The organism is Bacillus sp. K2I17 (assembly GCF_002209985.1).
Taxonomy (GTDB): Bacteria; Bacillota; Bacilli; order Bacillales; family Bacillaceae_G; genus Bacillus_A; species Bacillus_A wiedmannii.
The window spans coordinates 162,786-178,105 of sequence record NZ_NJGF01000006.1 but is presented as its reverse complement, the minus strand read 5'-3'; the positions used below and the strand labels follow the sequence as shown (position 1 = coordinate 178,105).

Sequence of the window (15,320 nt, the reverse complement as noted above, 5' to 3'; positions counted from 1 at the left end):
AATAGAATAGGAGAGGATATAAATGATTACAGCGGCATTAATTGGGGCAGGAAGTCGTGGAATGTACGCTTATGCTTCTTACGCGTTAGAACATCCAACAGAGATAACTTTTGTTGCGGTTGCAGAATTGGATAATGCAAAAAGACGGAAATTCTCTGAAATGCATAGCGTTTCGGAAGATATGCAATTTGAAACATGGGAAGAGTTATTAGCGAAAGAAAAGCTTTGTGATGTATTGCTTATTTGTTCGCCCGACCGGTTTCATTATAAACCTGTTATGCAAGCGATTGAGAAGGGATACAAAATTTTATTAGAAAAACCAATGTCACCAAGCCCTACAGAGACATTGGAAATTGCAGAGGCTGCCACGAGATATAACGCATTATTAACAGTATGTCACGTATTAAGGTATGCACCGTTTTATAGGACTTTAAAAGAAATTGTTGATCAAAAGAAGATAGGGGACATCGTTTCAATTCAATGGAATGAAAATGTTGGTCATTGGCATCAAGCGCATAGTTTTGTAAGAGGGAATTGGCGTAATAAATCTGAATCAAGTTCAATGATTTTGCAAAAATGTTGTCATGATATGGATGTGCTACAATGGCTTGTGGGTGCAGAGTGTGAAAAGATTTCATCTTTTGGAAGTTTGACTCATTTTAAATCCGAACATGCACCTAAGGGTTCGACGTTACGTTGTACAGATGGTTGTGAAGTTGAAGAAAACTGCCAATATTCTGCTTTAAAATGGTATTTACACGAGAGAGATGAATGGCCAGCGAATGTAGTTTCTATTGATACAAGCATTGAAAATAGACTGGAGGCACTAAAAAAAGGACCTTATGGGCGTTGTGTGTACCATTGTGACAATGATGTTGTAGATCATCAAGTGGTAAATTTGCTATTTGATAATGATGTAACAGTTGCTTTTACAATGTCTGCATTTACGAAAGAGTGTTGCCGTACGTTTAAAATTATGGGAACACATGGTGAAATTCATGGTCATGATGTATTAAATGAATTGAAGGTCAAATATTTTTCAGGTGAGGTTGAAACGATTTACCCAGAAACAATAGAAGGTGGACATATGGGAGCAGATAATGCAATTATGACTGATTTTATCGAAAAGGTAAAAAGCAATAAAACAGAAAGTTTAACGTCTGCAATGATTTCGGCAAATAGTCATTTGATTGCCTTTGCCGCTGAAAGATCAAGAATAACGGGTGAAACAGTAAATCTTAAGCAATATGTGACAGACTTACAAGAATCGATGAATCCAGCAAAATAAGAAGAGCGCATATAAAGGAACAAATTAAATGTACGATTAAAGTAAATTTTAACAGTTGGAATAAGCTTATCTTTCTATGTGAGAAAGTGATGGTAATTCCTATTTTCATTCGATATAATAGCCATAAACTGGTTATAACAACTTTATAGATGAGGGAGTAAAACATGATTGCAAAAGATAATCGAACACCATTATACTACCAATTAATGGATATTATTGTGGAGCAAATTGAAGCTGGGAATTTACAAGAACATGATAAGCTTCCATCAGAACGCGAGCTATGTGAGATTCATGATGTAAGTAGAACGACAGTAAGACAGACAATGCAAGAAATGGAAAAAGAAGGATATATTTATAAAAAACATGGTAAAGGGAGTTTTGTCTCACCTCGTGTATTTAATCAAAGTCTTGTTCGTTTTTATAGTTTCACAGAAGAAATGAAAAAATTTGGAAAGGTTCCATCATCAACAGTCGTATCATTTTCCATAATTCATTGCGATAAAAAAATATCGAAAATTATGAATCTTAATCATGAAGAAGAGGTATATCAAATTACAAGACTAAGGTTAGCTGATAAAGAACCGATGCTATTTGAAACATCTTATATTCCTGTAAAGTTCTTTCCATATTTAACGAAGAAAGAATTAGAAGAAACACCAATGTACGAGATTTTTCGTACAAAATATCAAGTCCATATCACGCGCGCGGTGGAAAATTTCAAAGCGATTGCAGCAGAAAAAGAGCATGCAACATGGCTACAAGTTGAAAAGAATGAACCATCTTTATCTCTAGAACGGATTGCATATGCGAAAGAAAATATAATCGAATACACGCAGACCATTGCAAGAGGAGATAAATTTACTTACACAGTTGAATTACAATAAGTATGGTTATACTTATTGTAATTCAACTGGTAATGATGACGTGATAAGATATGAACTAATATTAAGGGGGTTCTCAAATGTTATTACATGCAAATGATGAAATAAGAGAAATATATGGAGCATGTTTTACAACGAAAGAGATTGCACAACAGCCAGATCTTTGGGAGCAAGTATATTTAAATTTTCAAAGCAAGCATCATGAAATTATAGGTTTCTTTTCAAGTATTTCAAGAAAGCATGAACAAGTGAGAGTTATTTTCACTGGTGCAGGGACATCCGCTTTTGTTGGAGACACAATTGTTCCATATATAAAAAGAATAACAAATTTAAAGAAAATGCATATTGAAAGTATTCCCACAACAAATATAGTTTCAAGTCCTTATTACTATCTTCAGCCAGACATCCCAACAATTTTAGTATCTTTTGCTCGCTCTGGCAATAGTCCAGAAAGTTTAGCGGCAGTACAATTAGGAGAACAAATTATTCGTTCAGTTTATCATATTATTTTAACATGTAATGAAGAAGGAAATTTAGCGAAGCAGTTTCAACATAAAGAGAACGCTTTTGTTATGTATATGCCGCCGGAGGCAAATGATCAAGGATTCGCAATGACAGGAAGCTTTACCTCTATGATGTTAACTGCACTTATGTTATGTAACTATAATCATATCCATCTTTTAGAACCTAGCATTATGGAAATTGTAAGATTAGGAAAAGGTGTTATCGAAAAACAAGAACGGGAAATTCAACGAATTGCAGAAAAAGAATTTCGTAAAATTGTATTTTTAGGATCAGGCGTATTTGAAGGGCTTTCTCGAGAGGCTGCTTTAAAATTTCTAGAGTTAACTGCTGGTCGTATCCCAGTTATGTTTGACACCCCCCTTGGGTTTAGGCACGGACCGAAATCAATTTTAGATAAGGATACAGTTGTTGTATTATTTTTATCTAATGATGAGTATACGAAAAAATATGATCTTGATTTATTAAAAGAGATTTTTCAAGAGAAAGAAAGGAGCGAGATTATTGTTATAGCACATCAAGATAATCAAGAAGCAAGGAGACATTGTAATACGTTTTTATGCAATGAAGGACGAAATCTAAAAGATGACATGTATATTACGTTTATTTATATATTATACGGACAAATTTTAGCATTATATAAATCAATTGCATTAGGGATTACTCCAGATAACCCTTGTCCAAGTGGAAGTGTAAATCGTATCGTTCAAGGGGTAACAGTACATCCTTATAAAGGAAAGGAATAGTAATTTATGAACTACTACGTCAAAGCATCTATATATCTACTAGAAGATGGTGTTCGTGAAAGTGGATATTTACATATTGTAAATGGATACTTTCTAAAACATGTTGAAGAAATAGTAGACGGAGCGTTAGTAATGGATTTTGAAGGTAGAATTATTTCTCCAGGATTTGTTGATACACATATTCATGGTGTAGCGGGACATGATGTCATGGATAGCACATATCAATCGTTAAACAATATCTCTATTAAGTTATTGGAAAATGGTGTTACGAGCTTTTTGCCCACAACATTAACTGATTCTTCGGAAAATATAATGGAAGCTTTGAAAAATATAGCTCATGCAAAAAAAAGAGGGGTAGAAGGGGCAAGTATTATTGGATCTTTTCTTGAGGGACCTTGTTTTACGGAGGTATATAAAGGTGCACAAAATCCTAAATATTTTATTGATCCAACCATTGAAATGTTAGAGGAGTGGATTGTTGCATCAGAAGGGACTATTAAAAAAATTGCAATGGCACCAGAGAGAAGAGATGCTATTGCTTGTATACGTCATGCTGTGAAAAAGAATGTCCGTGTAGCAATTGGTCATGCGAATGCAAACTATGAGATATGCCAGAATGCGATTCAAGCAGGAGCGACGATTTTTGTGCATACGTTTAATGGAATGAGAGGATTACATCACCGTGAACCTGGCGTTGTTGGAGCGGTACTCTCAACTGAGCATGTGTATGGTGAAATCATTGCAGATGGACATCATGTACATCCAAGCGTAGTGAATATTTTATATAAATGTAAAGGATACGACAAAACTTGTTTAGTTAGTGACTGTATGCGAGCGGGCTTATTAGGGGATGGCACATATAATTTAGGAGAATTTGTTGTCCAAGTGCAAGACGGCATTGCCCGAACAGAGGCGGGTTCTTTAGCGGGAAGTACACTTCGATTTATTGATGGTGTGAAGAATATGGAGAAATGGACAAATGCATCGTTATGGGAATGTGTTCATATGGGATCGTTAATTCCTGCTAAAAGTATTGGAGTTGATAATGAAATTGGAAGTATAGCACCAGGGAAAAGAGCTGATTTTCTTATATTAACAGAGGATTTAGATCTTATAGGAACAGTTGTAGGGGGAGAAATGAAATATAAAAAGAATAAAGAGAGGATTTGAGAGTATGCTTGTTTCAACTCAATTTATACTGAGAAATGCACAAGAACAGGGTTATGCGGTTCCGGCTTTTAATATTCATAATTTAGAAACTTTAAAAGCAGTAATTGAATCCGCAGTAGAGCTTAGGTCACCTGTTATTATAGCTGCTACACCAGGCACGATAAAATATATGGGAAAAGAATATCTTTTGCATATGATTGAAGCAGCGAGAAAGCGATATGATATACCAATTAGTCTACATTTGGATCATCATGAAGATATAAGTGATATTAAAAATTGTATCGATTTAGGAGTTAGCTCTGTTATGATTGATGCATCGCATCATCCATTTGAAAAAAATATTCAGATTGTTCAGGAAGTTTCGGCGTATGCAAAACAATATGGAGTAACAGTAGAGGCTGAGTTAGGGCAATTATTAGGAATAGAAGAAGATATAGTAGTGGAAAACTCAATTTATACAGATCCTTACCAAGCGAAAGAGTTTGTAGAACGTACAAATATTGACTCATTGGCAGTTGCAATTGGAACGGCACATGGACTATATAAAGGGAAACCAAAATTAGATTTACAAAGATTAACAAATATTAGAAAGCAAGTTGATATTCCCCTTGTATTACATGGTGCCTCCGGATTATCGGACAGTTTAGTGCAAGAAACGATTCGTTTAGGAATTTGTAAAGTGAATATCGCAACAGAGTTAAAAATTGCATTCGGAACAGCATTACGTCATTATTTATTTTCTCATCCAGAAGAAAATGATCCGCGTAAATATTTTTCAGATGCAATTATGGCGATGAAACGGGTTGTTGCAGATAAAATAAAGATGTGCAAAAGTTTAAATCGTGTGTAAGGAGATATTCTTATGATTGCGACAATTACATTGAATCCATCTGTTGATATGCGATATGAATTAGGAGAATTAAAACTAAACAAAGTACATCGCACGAAAGACTATGAAAAAACTGCGGGTGGAAAAGGCATTAATGTATCGAGAGTACTTCGTTTGCTAGGAGAAGAAGTAACTGGAGCTGGGTTACTTGGTGGTAGTAATGGTGAGTTCATAAGAAAAAACTTGAAAGATTTATCAATTATTGATGAGTTTGTTTCCGTTAAAGAAGAAACTCGCAATTGTATAGCGTTAATCACAAAAAAATCTGCGTCAGCTACTGAAGTATTAGAAGCAGGACCAGCTATTTCAGAGGATGAAATAGCTCTTTTTATAAAAAAATATGAAAGGATAGTAAAAGATTTTGAGTTTATTGTTGCATCGGGAAGTTTACCTAAGGGTATTCCAAATTCATTTTATCAGCAGTTGGCACAAAAGGCAGCTGAAAATGGTAAAAAATTCATATTAGATACAAGTGGAGAACCATTATTGCATGGCATACAAGGAAAACCATTTTTAATTAAACCAAACAGGCAAGAAATTTGCCAGTTGCTTCAAAAAAAACGTGTGTCACAGGAAGAAATGATTGCGGAAGCAACTAAAATCTGCGAGAGGGGCGTGCAGTATGTTTTGTTATCACTTGGAAGAGAAGGAGCGATACTTATTACGAAAGATGGAAGCATAAGGGCAATTATTTCAGAAATAAAAACTATCAATGCTGTTGGCTCAGGTGACGCAATGGTTGCAGGAATAACGTTAGCACTCGCAAAGGGGTATGGGATAAAGGATGCACTTCGTTTTTCAGTGGCGTGTGGAATGGCTAACGCAGCTGAGGAAATAACAGGTTACATACAGCTTAAAAATGTAGAGAATTTCTATAATGAAATTATAATTGTCTAAAAGTAGGAAGGGGAGAAATATGGGGAAGTACGTTGCTTGTTTTGATATTGGAGGAACTTTTATAAAATATGCAATGATTGACGAACAAGGAATAGTACATGAACAAGGGAAAATAACAACACCAGTACAAAATCAAAAGAAAGAAATTTTGTATCGTATTTGTGAAGTAATATATGAGTTTGAAAAGAGCTATAAAATTCATTCTGTAGGTGTATCATCGTGTGGGATTATCGATAATATCAAAGGGGAAGTTCTGTATTCTGCCAATATTTCGGGATATAGTGGTACAAAAATAGCAGATTACATTTATAGTGAGACAGGGTATGTGGCGATAGTTGAAAATGATGTTCGTTCAGCTTGCCTCGGTGAAATGTGGAAAGGAGCAGGGAAGGGGAAAGAACATATTGTTTTAATCACACTTGGAACCGGGATTGGTAGTGGAATCATTACAAATGGCAAAATGCTTCAGGGAGTGAAAGGGCTAGCAGGAGAGCTTGGTCATATGATAATTGTTCATAATGGAGAAAAATGTAGTTGTGGCGGAGAGGGATGTTATGAGAGATATGCATCGACTTCGGCGTTGATTCGTCAGTATAAAGAAGCATCCAAAATTCAAGGGCTAGAGATAGGCACAATCACAGGTGAAGAAATTATAGAACGTATGTACAGAGGAGAGTGGTTGGCAAAAAATGTATATGAACAGTTTCTACAGTATGTTGTTGCTGGTTTAGTAAATATTACTTATATATTTAACCCCGAATTAATTATTGTTGGGGGAGGTATTACAGGGCAAGGTGAACCATTTTTGAAACAAATTCAAGAAAGGTTCTATGACAAAATAATGGAAATCTATCAAAATAAGGTGAAAATCGTTTTAGCATCATTACATAATGATGCTGGTGTATATGGAGCTTGTTATGTAGCGTTGAATCGATGTGAGGAAAAGTCAATGAATATATAATCTATAATCTTAGAAGATATTTATCGAGAATAGTTAACATGTGTAGAGCTTTTTTATTCAATTCACACAACCATCATCTTGTTTATGTAGAAGGTGATGGTTGTTTTTATTTTGGGATTTAAGGGGAAGATACATTCGTTAATGATGCACTATAAAGTATTTACGGATGTGATTTATCATTTCGGTTTTCGATTTGAAGTATAAGTCAAAAGGAATATAATTATGAAATAATTTCCAAAAATATGTTAAAATAACATTGTCATACAACAAGGGGGATTTGTTTTATGGAAAATGGATATCTTGCTAAAGTGGATTTAATGAAAAGAATAGAATCGAAATCTAAGTATAATAAGAAACTTGAAAAATACCAAAGACGTTTATTAGCACTGCAGCAAATTGTAAAAGAAGAAAAAATTGCGGTTATGCTTGTTATGGAAGGTTGGGACGCAGCTGGAAAAGGCGGAGCGATTAAGCGAGTGACGGAACATCTTGATCCGCGCGGGTTTCAAGTAAATCCAATTGGAGCACCAGCACCTCATGAAAAACGGTACCATTACTTGCAACGTTTCTGGCGAAAACTTCCTCAGTACGGGCAAATTACTATTTTTGATTGCTCATGGTACGGACGTGTGTTAGTTGAGCGTGTTGAAGGGTTTGCTACAAAGGAAGAGTGGACGAGAGCGTATGATGAGATTAATGATTTTGAAAAACTATTAACAGATGATCATTATATAATCGGGAAGTTTTTCTATCATATTAGTAAAGATGAACAATTAAAGAGGTTTAAAGATAGAGAGAAAAACCCTTTGAAAAGATGGAAAATTACAGACGAAGATTGGCGTAATCGTGAAAAGTGGGACGAGTATGCTGAAGCAATGGAAGACATGTTTGAAAAAACAAATAAGCCAAATGCGAAATGGCAAATTATCGCAAGTAACGATAAATTATACGCACGTTTGAAAACGTTGAAAGTTATTATTTCATTAATTGAGGATTACCTCTTAGAACATAATATAGAATTACCTTCGTATTATTATGAAATAAAAGATGGAAAGACAGAAGGCTTTGAAACTATTCAAGATGAAGTTGTAAAATAGTACAAAGCTTGTATATGAAATATAAAGTAGATCCACCCTGTAATTTTGGGAACCCCTCGGTAATAGGCAAAATGTAAACCGTGGGGTTCTTTACATGTATTAATAAATTTCAGCATTTTAAATTTTGGGATTTGGTTGTTCTATAGTACATTAACAAGAGGTAGTAGTTTTATAGAGAGGGTGAGAGAATGATAGATACAGCAGATGCTTCAATAAGTAATCGTATGTACACAGAAGAAGAGCAACAAAAATTATACAAAAGAACATTACTAATCGTAAGTATTTCACAAATGTTCGGCGGAGCAGGGTTAGCTGCTGGCATTACAGTAGGTGCACTTCTTGCGCAGCAAATGCTTGGGACAGATGCATATGCAGGATTACCGGCAGCTATGTTTACAATGGGATCTGCGGTAGCGGCTTTCTTTGTTGGAAAATTATCGCAAAAACATGGTCGCCGCATAGGGCTTTCGGCAGGTTTTATAGTAGGCGGACTAGGGGCTATCGGAGTTGTGGGGGCAGCTTTAACAAATAGTATTATTCTTTTACTAGTTTCTTTACTTATATATGGCGCGGGCACAGCTACGAATTTACAAGCGCGTTATGCTGGAACGGATTTAGCGAATAAGAAGCAAAGAGCAACTGCTATTAGTATTACGATGGTAATGACGACTTTTGGTGCAGTCGCAGGTCCAAATTTAGTAGGAGTAATGGGAAGGTTTGCTCATTCAATTGGAATTCCTGAACTTGCAGGTCCGTTCATATTATCGGCAGCAGCGTTTATACTAGCTGGTCTTGTTCTATTTGTTATGCTTCGTCCAGATCCGTTACTTATTGCTAATATGATAGAAACATATAAACAAGAGCATACATATAAAGGGCAAGCAGTAACAGAAGAAGCTACAGAAAACAAACGAGGTATTACTGTTGGAGCCATCGTAATGATACTTACACAAATCGTGATGGTTGCGATTATGACGATGACGCCAGTCCATATGGGACATCACGGTCATGGATTAAGTGCAGTAGGGCTTGTGATTGGTTTTCATGTAGGTGCAATGTATCTTCCATCTCTCGTTACAGGAATGCTAATTGATAAAATTGGCAGAACTACGATGAGTATAGCTGGTGGAGTAATTTTACTAGCAGCAGGTGTCATAGCTGCGATAGCGCCGAGTGATTCTTTAATACTATTAATTGTTGCTTTGTCTTTACTTGGATTAGGATGGAACCTCGGTTTAATAAGTGGTACTGCTCAAATTGTTGATGCAACTATACCTTCCACACGTGCAAAAACACAAGGGAAAATAGATGTGTTTATTGCGCTAGCTGGAGCTTCAGGTGGAGCGATGTCAGGTATGGTAGTGGCGAATTCAAGTTATGCGGCATTGTCATTAGCTGGAGGAGTGTTAGCTTTCATGCTCATTCCTGTTGTGATATGGGCTCGGACAGGTAAATAAAGTTAAGATAAAAGAAGCTGCGTTCAAAGGGAGGTAACCAATCTTTGAATGCAGCTTTTTTGTAGTGAATTGTATAAAAAACTTTTAGTTTAAATCCCACTCCACAATAAGCCCTAAATGAGTAAGCCCACCGCCAAATCCGTATAGTAAAAGTGTGTCTCCATTATTTAATTTTCCTTCTTTTCTAGCCAAATCTAGTGCAAGTGGAATAGAGACGGAAGATGTATTCCCCATAAATTCCACACTCGTTAATGTTTTTTGTGTTGGAATTTGAGATTTCTCACAAATAGATTCGATCATTCGTAAGTTAGCGCTATGGGGAATGAACCAGTCTATATCATCCATTTGCATATTTGCAGTATGTAATAGTTCTTTTATACCTGCTGGTACCGTGCGTGTTGCCCATTTATATACTTCTCTTCCATTTTGTACGATTTTTTCATTTGTTTGCAGTGGTGTGCCATTCATAGTAGTAGATAAGTTTGTTCTGTATAGATGAATGCCACCAGCACCATTTGTTCCCATGTGAGCAGCAATAAAGCTCGGTTTGTTTTCATCTCTTTCTAATAAAATAGCTCCAGCACCATCGCCAAATAAAATGCAAGTCGTTCTATCGGTGTAATCAGTAACTTTAGATAATGTCTCTGTTGCTACGACAAGTACTTTTTCGTGTGATCCAGAAGTGATTAAGCTATTCCCAACGTGCAAGCCATATGTGAAACCAGCGCAAGTTGCATTTAAATCAAATGCTATTGTATGAGGTATGCTGAAATGTTGTTGTATTTGACACGCGACACTAGGAAAAACATAGTCAGCGGTTGTTGTAGCGACGATGATACAGTCTATATCTTCTAAGTTCTTTTTAAAAGTTGTACATAAATTTTCAATTGCTTGAATGGCTAAGTGTGAAGAGTATTCGTCTTTGCTCGCAATTCGTCTTTCCTTCATTCCTGTTCTTTGTACAATCCATTCATCGTTCGTATCAATCATTTTCTCTAAATCGTTATTAGATAATATTTGATTTGGAACATAAGTACCAATTGCAGTAATACGAGATTTAGAATGCATAGGAACATCTCCTAACTTATTTTTATAACCTGATACTATTATCAGGTTATAAAAATGTCAATTAAGATTTTTCGTTTTATTAAGATCGATATATTTTAATAAAAAGAAAAGGAATTTGAGGAGTGATGTCCAAATAATATACGGAAAGCTTCTAAAATTGATCATAAAGGGGTTTGAGATTCTTGAAAAGAATCGTATATGTATTGTCTCTAGTTTTAATTTGTAGCTTTATTTATTTTATTTTACCAGAGAAGTCTTACGCTTGTGAGTGTATGAAAGCATCACCGGAAGAGAGGTTACAAAAAACGGATGTAGTGTTTGAAGGTAAGGTATTAGAGGTTCAAGAGAAGGATGGAAAAATGGAAATGTTATTTGAAGTGAAGAAAATTTGGAAAGGGACAAGCTCTTCGCAAATTATTATATATACAAGTTTTAGTAGCTGTACGTTTCTTTTTGGGGAGGGAGGAGAGTATTTAGTCTTTGCTTCTAATAGAGGAGAAGGGAAGTTAGAGACATCTATGTGCAGTGGAACGAAGAGATTAGATGAGGCAGGGGCGGACAAAGTGGTTTTAAGTCAAATTGCAAAAGAATCTGTTCCGACGAAGAAAGTCGATTTAAAAGGTGGCAAGTTGAACGGTTTAAGCTGGTGGCAAGTTGTTACTCTTTCTATAGGCCTGTTATTGATAGTAGCTGTTGTGATTTCTATTGTAAGAAGAACGCGCAAAAAATGACGATTAAAGTAAATATATAAAGATTTTCTTTCTATTTCTATAGGTGGTTTAATCTTGTGAAAGCGAATTACTTATGCTACACTTTATGTAACTTAAAATGAACGGAGGGGCTTCCTTTGATCTTAATCAGATTACGTCTCAATACTTTGTGCCAATAATTGAATAGCGCTCAAAGGCTCTGTCTGTGTGCAGAGTGAACGGGATTGGTCTGCCTATTTTAAAGGAACCCTTTATTAAGCTTATATGTGAAAAAGAGGGAGGGACGAATACGCCCTCTTTTTGTTTTGCCTTTATAAATAGAATGGGATCGTATAGGTGAACACTTATTGTGGATGCGTATATGATTTTGGGACTTATTGACTATGAGATAGGATGAAAGTATAGCTTTCTCCTATTTCTTTGGTGAACCCTTATCCGTTTACGAAAACACAGGCAGTAACCTGTGTTTTTTATTTTACGTAATCGAAATGGAGGAATAAATATATGGAAGAATTATTACAAAGAGCTGTTTTAGTTGGAGTAAATTTAGGTAATGAAGATGATTTTGCGTATTCGATGGAAGAGTTAACAAATCTTGCAGAAGCTTGTGATGTAGAGGTAATTGGGCAAGTGACGCAAAATTTACAACGAGTAAATCCGTCACATTATATTGGAAAAGGAAAAATTGAAGAAGTAGCAGCCTATGTAAATGAAGTAGATGCGAATATGGTAATCTTTAATGACGAATTATCTCCTTCTCAAATTCGAAATTTAGAAGCGGATTTAGATTGCAAAGTAATTGACCGTACCATATTAATTTTAGATATTTTTGCGCAACGTGCGAAAACGAAAGAAGCGCAGTTGCAAGTTGAGGTAGCGCATCTTCAGTATATGATGCCTCGTTTAATCGGGCTTCGTGAATCGTTAGGAAGACAGAGTGGCGGAGTTGGTACGAAAAATAAAGGTGTCGGTGAGAAGAAATTAGAGTTAGATCGTCGTAAAATTGAAGAACAGATTTCAGTTTTAAATAAAGACCTAGAAGCACTTGTTGCCCAGCGTCAAACGCAGCGAAAGCAGCGTAAGAAAAATGAAGTTCCTGTTGTAGCTTTAGTAGGTTATACGAACGCAGGAAAATCAACGACGATGAATGCGATGCTTGAAATTTACAATGGTACAGAAGAGAAACAAGTATTTGAAAAAGATATGTTATTCGCGACGTTAGAAACATCTGTACGAAATATTGATTTGCCAGATAACAAATCATTCCTATTAACAGATACAGTTGGATTTGTAAGCAAATTACCGCATCACCTTGTGAAAGCATTCCGTTCAACGTTAGAAGAAGTAGCGGAAGCAGACCTACTTATTCACGTTGTAGATTACGCGAACCCAAATTACGAACAGTTAATTGACATTACAAATGAAACGTTAAAGAAAATTGGAGTAGAAAATATTCCAACCATTTATGCTTATAATAAATCAGATATGGTAGATGTTGAAATTCCGAAAGTACAAGAAGAACGCGTTTATTTATCAGCGAAGAAACATGTTGGAATAGAAGAGCTTGTCGAAATGATTCGCTCACACATCTATAAAGAGTATACGAAGTGCGAAATGTTAATTCCGTATGATCAAGGACAGGTAGTTTCTTATTTCAATAATCATGCGCACGTTTTATCTACGAGTTATGAAAACGAAGGTACGAAACTAGAAGTAGAATGTAAGACGAGTGATTACGAAAAGTATAAGCGTTTTGCAATTTAATAAAAAAGGCGACCCTAATATATGTTAGGATCGCCTTTTTCTTATTCTGTAATAGAAGCCCACTTATAAGAATAAATTCCTGCAAATGGACGAATAACAACACCTTTTACTGTTGGACGTTCTAAATATACCAGGCCTGATTGGAAGATTGGAGCGATAGCTGCATCATCTTCCAGTAAGACTTTCTCTGCATCTTGGAACGCTTTCCAACGTGCTGGTAAGTCAGTTGCTAAAGTAGAGCTCGTTTTCTCAATTAATTCGTCGTATTGTTTGTTTGAATAGCTCATCTTATTAAACGGTCCGTCAGTGACAAACATATTTAAGAATGTTGTAGGATCAGGATAATCTGGTCCCCATGTAGAAAGTGAAATTTCATAGTCACCATTTCCTTCACGATCTAAAAATGCTTTTACTGGAAGGGGCTGTAATGTGATTTTTAAGCCAGGTAAGTTTTTCTCCAATTCACCTTTTAAAAACTCGCTAATTTTTTTATCGTTAGACTCATCAGTTGTTATGATTGAAAGTGAAGCGTTTTGTAAGTTTGTTTCTTTTTTTGCAGTTTCCCATAGTGTTTTAGCTTCTTTCACATTTGTTCCTACTTTTATATTACTTGTACTGCGAAAATCTTTATTATCAGGTCCTTTTACGAATCCTTTCGGAACAAATGCATTCGCAGGTATAGAACCATTATTTAAAATCGTTGTTGCGATTCCTTGTTTATCAAAAGCGAGCGAAATAGCTTTTCGAGCATTCTTGTTTGCTAATAAAGGATTCTTTTGGCTAAATCGGAAAAATGTCATAGAAGGACGTTCCATTTTCTTTAAGCTCGGATCTTTTTGATATTTATCGACAAACTCTGAATTAATCGTAATTCGGTCTACTTGTTTGCTTTCAAATAAATTAACGGCTGTGGAAGTATCTTTTACGATATTTACATTGATTTCATTTAGCTTCACATTTTTATTATCCCAGTATTTCGGGTTTTTTGACATTTTATAACTTGTATCATGTTTCCATTCACTTAATTGAAACGGCCCGTTATAAACTACATTTGCAGCTTCAAGTCCGTAATTTTTCCCTTGCGCTTCTGCAACTTTTTTGTTTTGAGGATAAAATGTTGCAAATCCCATTAACCCTAAAAAGTATGGAACAGGGTGTTCTAACTGTACTTCAAGCGTTTTATCGTCAATTGCTTTTACACCAAATGAGTCAATTGGTAATTCTTTTTTATTTATTTTTTCTGCGTTTTTAATATCGAACATAATATGTGCGTATTCAGAAGCAGTTTCTGGGTTAACAGCACGTTTCCATGCATATTCAAAATCATGTGCAGTAACTGGATCACCATTTGACCATTTTGAATCGTGTAATGTAAATGTATATGTTTTTCCGTCTTCGCTCAGCTTGTATGATTCAGCTGCTGCAGGAACAGGTTTATTGTCAGGGCCAGGCATATATAATCCTTCCATTACGTTGTTTAATGCAGCGTAAGAAAACCCATCAGTTGCGATAGATGAATCAAGGGTAGAAATTTCCCCAGCTTCTACAATGTTTAATACTTGTTTTGAAGATTCTTTTTTCTTTTCTCCGGTAGTTGTTGCCTCTTGTTTTTGACCACATGCTGTTAAAAACATAGATAATGTGATTGAGAGTGCAACGATTCCTTTAGTTTTTTTCTTCATAGCGGTCATCCTTCCCTTCATCTCTGTCCTAGTATAAAAGAAAATATAGAAAATTTCTATAAATAAATCCGATAAAACGTATAGAAAAAATATATTATGTAAGAAGTGATATTTCTGGAAAAAGAAATGAAACCAGTATAGAATAGAAATGTTTCAAAAGTCAGAATTTATTACACCTACTGTAATAA

General features: G+C 35.5%; 13 protein-coding genes. 11 read left to right on the top strand and 2 right to left on the bottom strand.

All coding sequences use genetic code 11. The features are described from left to right. Window positions 1-22 precede the first annotated feature (22 nt). The 9 genes from CER22_RS10125 (at window position 23) to CER22_RS10085 (ending at window position 9,908) form a co-directional block, all read left to right on the top strand. Complete coding sequence (locus tag CER22_RS10125) at window positions 23-1,288, top strand: Gfo/Idh/MocA family protein (RefSeq protein WP_073517940.1); 1,266 nt, start codon at window positions 23-25, stop codon at window positions 1,286-1,288. 164 nt (window positions 1,289-1,452) lie between these two features. Continuing rightward, window positions 1,453-2,172 (top strand): GntR family transcriptional regulator, encoded by a 720-nt coding sequence (locus CER22_RS10120; RefSeq protein WP_088608703.1) that lies wholly within the window; start codon window positions 1,453-1,455, stop codon window positions 2,170-2,172. 77 nt (window positions 2,173-2,249) lie between these two features. After that, entirely contained in the window at window positions 2,250-3,437 is a 1,188-nt protein-coding gene (locus tag CER22_RS10115) for an SIS domain-containing protein (RefSeq protein WP_088608702.1), read from the top strand. A 6-nt stretch (window positions 3,438-3,443) separates the two neighbouring features. Next, window positions 3,444-4,607 (top strand): N-acetylglucosamine-6-phosphate deacetylase, encoded by a 1,164-nt coding sequence (gene nagA, locus CER22_RS10110; RefSeq protein WP_088608701.1) that lies wholly within the window; start codon window positions 3,444-3,446, stop codon window positions 4,605-4,607. 4 nt (window positions 4,608-4,611) lie between these two features. Next, window positions 4,612-5,457: a tagatose-bisphosphate aldolase subunit GatY gene (locus CER22_RS10105; RefSeq protein ID WP_088608700.1), complete on the top strand. Its 846-nt coding sequence runs from the start codon at window positions 4,612-4,614 to the stop codon at window positions 5,455-5,457. A 12-nt stretch (window positions 5,458-5,469) separates the two neighbouring features. After that, window positions 5,470-6,393, top strand: a complete 924-nt coding sequence (pfkB, locus tag CER22_RS10100; RefSeq protein WP_000562122.1) for a 1-phosphofructokinase — start codon at window positions 5,470-5,472, stop codon at window positions 6,391-6,393. 19 nt (window positions 6,394-6,412) lie between these two features. Further along, window positions 6,413-7,354 (top strand): ROK family protein, encoded by a 942-nt coding sequence (locus CER22_RS10095; protein WP_088608699.1) that lies wholly within the window; start codon window positions 6,413-6,415, stop codon window positions 7,352-7,354. A 284-nt stretch (window positions 7,355-7,638) separates the two neighbouring features. After that, on the top strand, window positions 7,639-8,451 hold the full coding sequence (locus CER22_RS10090; RefSeq protein ID WP_088608698.1) for a polyphosphate kinase 2 family protein: 813 nt from the start codon (window positions 7,639-7,641) through the stop codon (window positions 8,449-8,451). A gap of 188 nt (window positions 8,452-8,639) precedes the next feature. Then, complete coding sequence (locus CER22_RS10085) at window positions 8,640-9,908, top strand: MFS transporter (RefSeq protein WP_088608697.1); 1,269 nt, start codon at window positions 8,640-8,642, stop codon at window positions 9,906-9,908. 84 nt (window positions 9,909-9,992) lie between these two features. Here the strand turns inward: CER22_RS10085 and CER22_RS10080 are convergent, their stop codons facing one another. Beyond that, on the bottom strand, window positions 9,993-10,976 hold the full coding sequence (locus CER22_RS10080; protein WP_088062975.1) for a ketoacyl-ACP synthase III: 984 nt from the start codon (window positions 10,974-10,976) through the stop codon (window positions 9,993-9,995). Window positions 10,977-11,158: 182 nt separating this feature from the next. Here CER22_RS10080 and CER22_RS10075 point away from each other — a divergent pair, with 182 nt between their 5' ends. Both CER22_RS10075 and hflX read left to right on the top strand, forming a co-directional pair. Then, entirely contained in the window at window positions 11,159-11,707 is a 549-nt protein-coding gene (locus CER22_RS10075) for a cobalamin biosynthesis protein CbiN (protein ID WP_142293460.1), read from the top strand. Window positions 11,708-12,190: 483 nt separating this feature from the next. Continuing rightward, the gene (hflX, locus tag CER22_RS10070; protein WP_088608695.1) at window positions 12,191-13,450 is read left to right on the top strand and encodes a GTPase HflX; all 1,260 of its coding nucleotides are present in this window, start codon (window positions 12,191-12,193) and stop codon (window positions 13,448-13,450) included. Window positions 13,451-13,491: 41 nt separating this feature from the next. Here hflX and CER22_RS10065 read toward each other — a convergent pair whose 3' ends face one another. Continuing rightward, window positions 13,492-15,132: a peptide ABC transporter substrate-binding protein gene (locus CER22_RS10065; protein ID WP_088608694.1), complete on the bottom strand. Its 1,641-nt coding sequence runs from the start codon at window positions 15,130-15,132 to the stop codon at window positions 13,492-13,494. Between the last annotated feature and the right edge of the window lie 188 nt (window positions 15,133-15,320).

Coding starts and splice junctions, on each gene's coding strand:
- CER22_RS10125 (WP_073517940.1), top strand. CDS start 23: ATGATTACAGCGGCATTAATTGGGGCAGGAAGTCGTGGAATGTACGCT.
- CER22_RS10120 (WP_088608703.1), top strand. CDS start 1,453: ATGATTGCAAAAGATAATCGAACACCATTATACTACCAATTAATGGAT.
- CER22_RS10115 (WP_088608702.1), top strand. CDS start 2,250: ATGTTATTACATGCAAATGATGAAATAAGAGAAATATATGGAGCATGT.
- nagA (WP_088608701.1), top strand. CDS start 3,444: ATGAACTACTACGTCAAAGCATCTATATATCTACTAGAAGATGGTGTT.
- CER22_RS10105 (WP_088608700.1), top strand. CDS start 4,612: ATGCTTGTTTCAACTCAATTTATACTGAGAAATGCACAAGAACAGGGT.
- pfkB (WP_000562122.1), top strand. CDS start 5,470: ATGATTGCGACAATTACATTGAATCCATCTGTTGATATGCGATATGAA.
- CER22_RS10095 (WP_088608699.1), top strand. CDS start 6,413: ATGGGGAAGTACGTTGCTTGTTTTGATATTGGAGGAACTTTTATAAAA.
- CER22_RS10090 (WP_088608698.1), top strand. CDS start 7,639: ATGGAAAATGGATATCTTGCTAAAGTGGATTTAATGAAAAGAATAGAA.
- CER22_RS10085 (WP_088608697.1), top strand. CDS start 8,640: ATGATAGATACAGCAGATGCTTCAATAAGTAATCGTATGTACACAGAA.
- CER22_RS10080 (WP_088062975.1), bottom strand. CDS start 10,976: ATGCATTCTAAATCTCGTATTACTGCAATTGGTACTTATGTTCCAAAT.
- hflX (WP_088608695.1), top strand. CDS start 12,191: ATGGAAGAATTATTACAAAGAGCTGTTTTAGTTGGAGTAAATTTAGGT.
- CER22_RS10065 (WP_088608694.1), bottom strand. CDS start 15,132: ATGAAGAAAAAAACTAAAGGAATCGTTGCACTCTCAATCACATTATCT.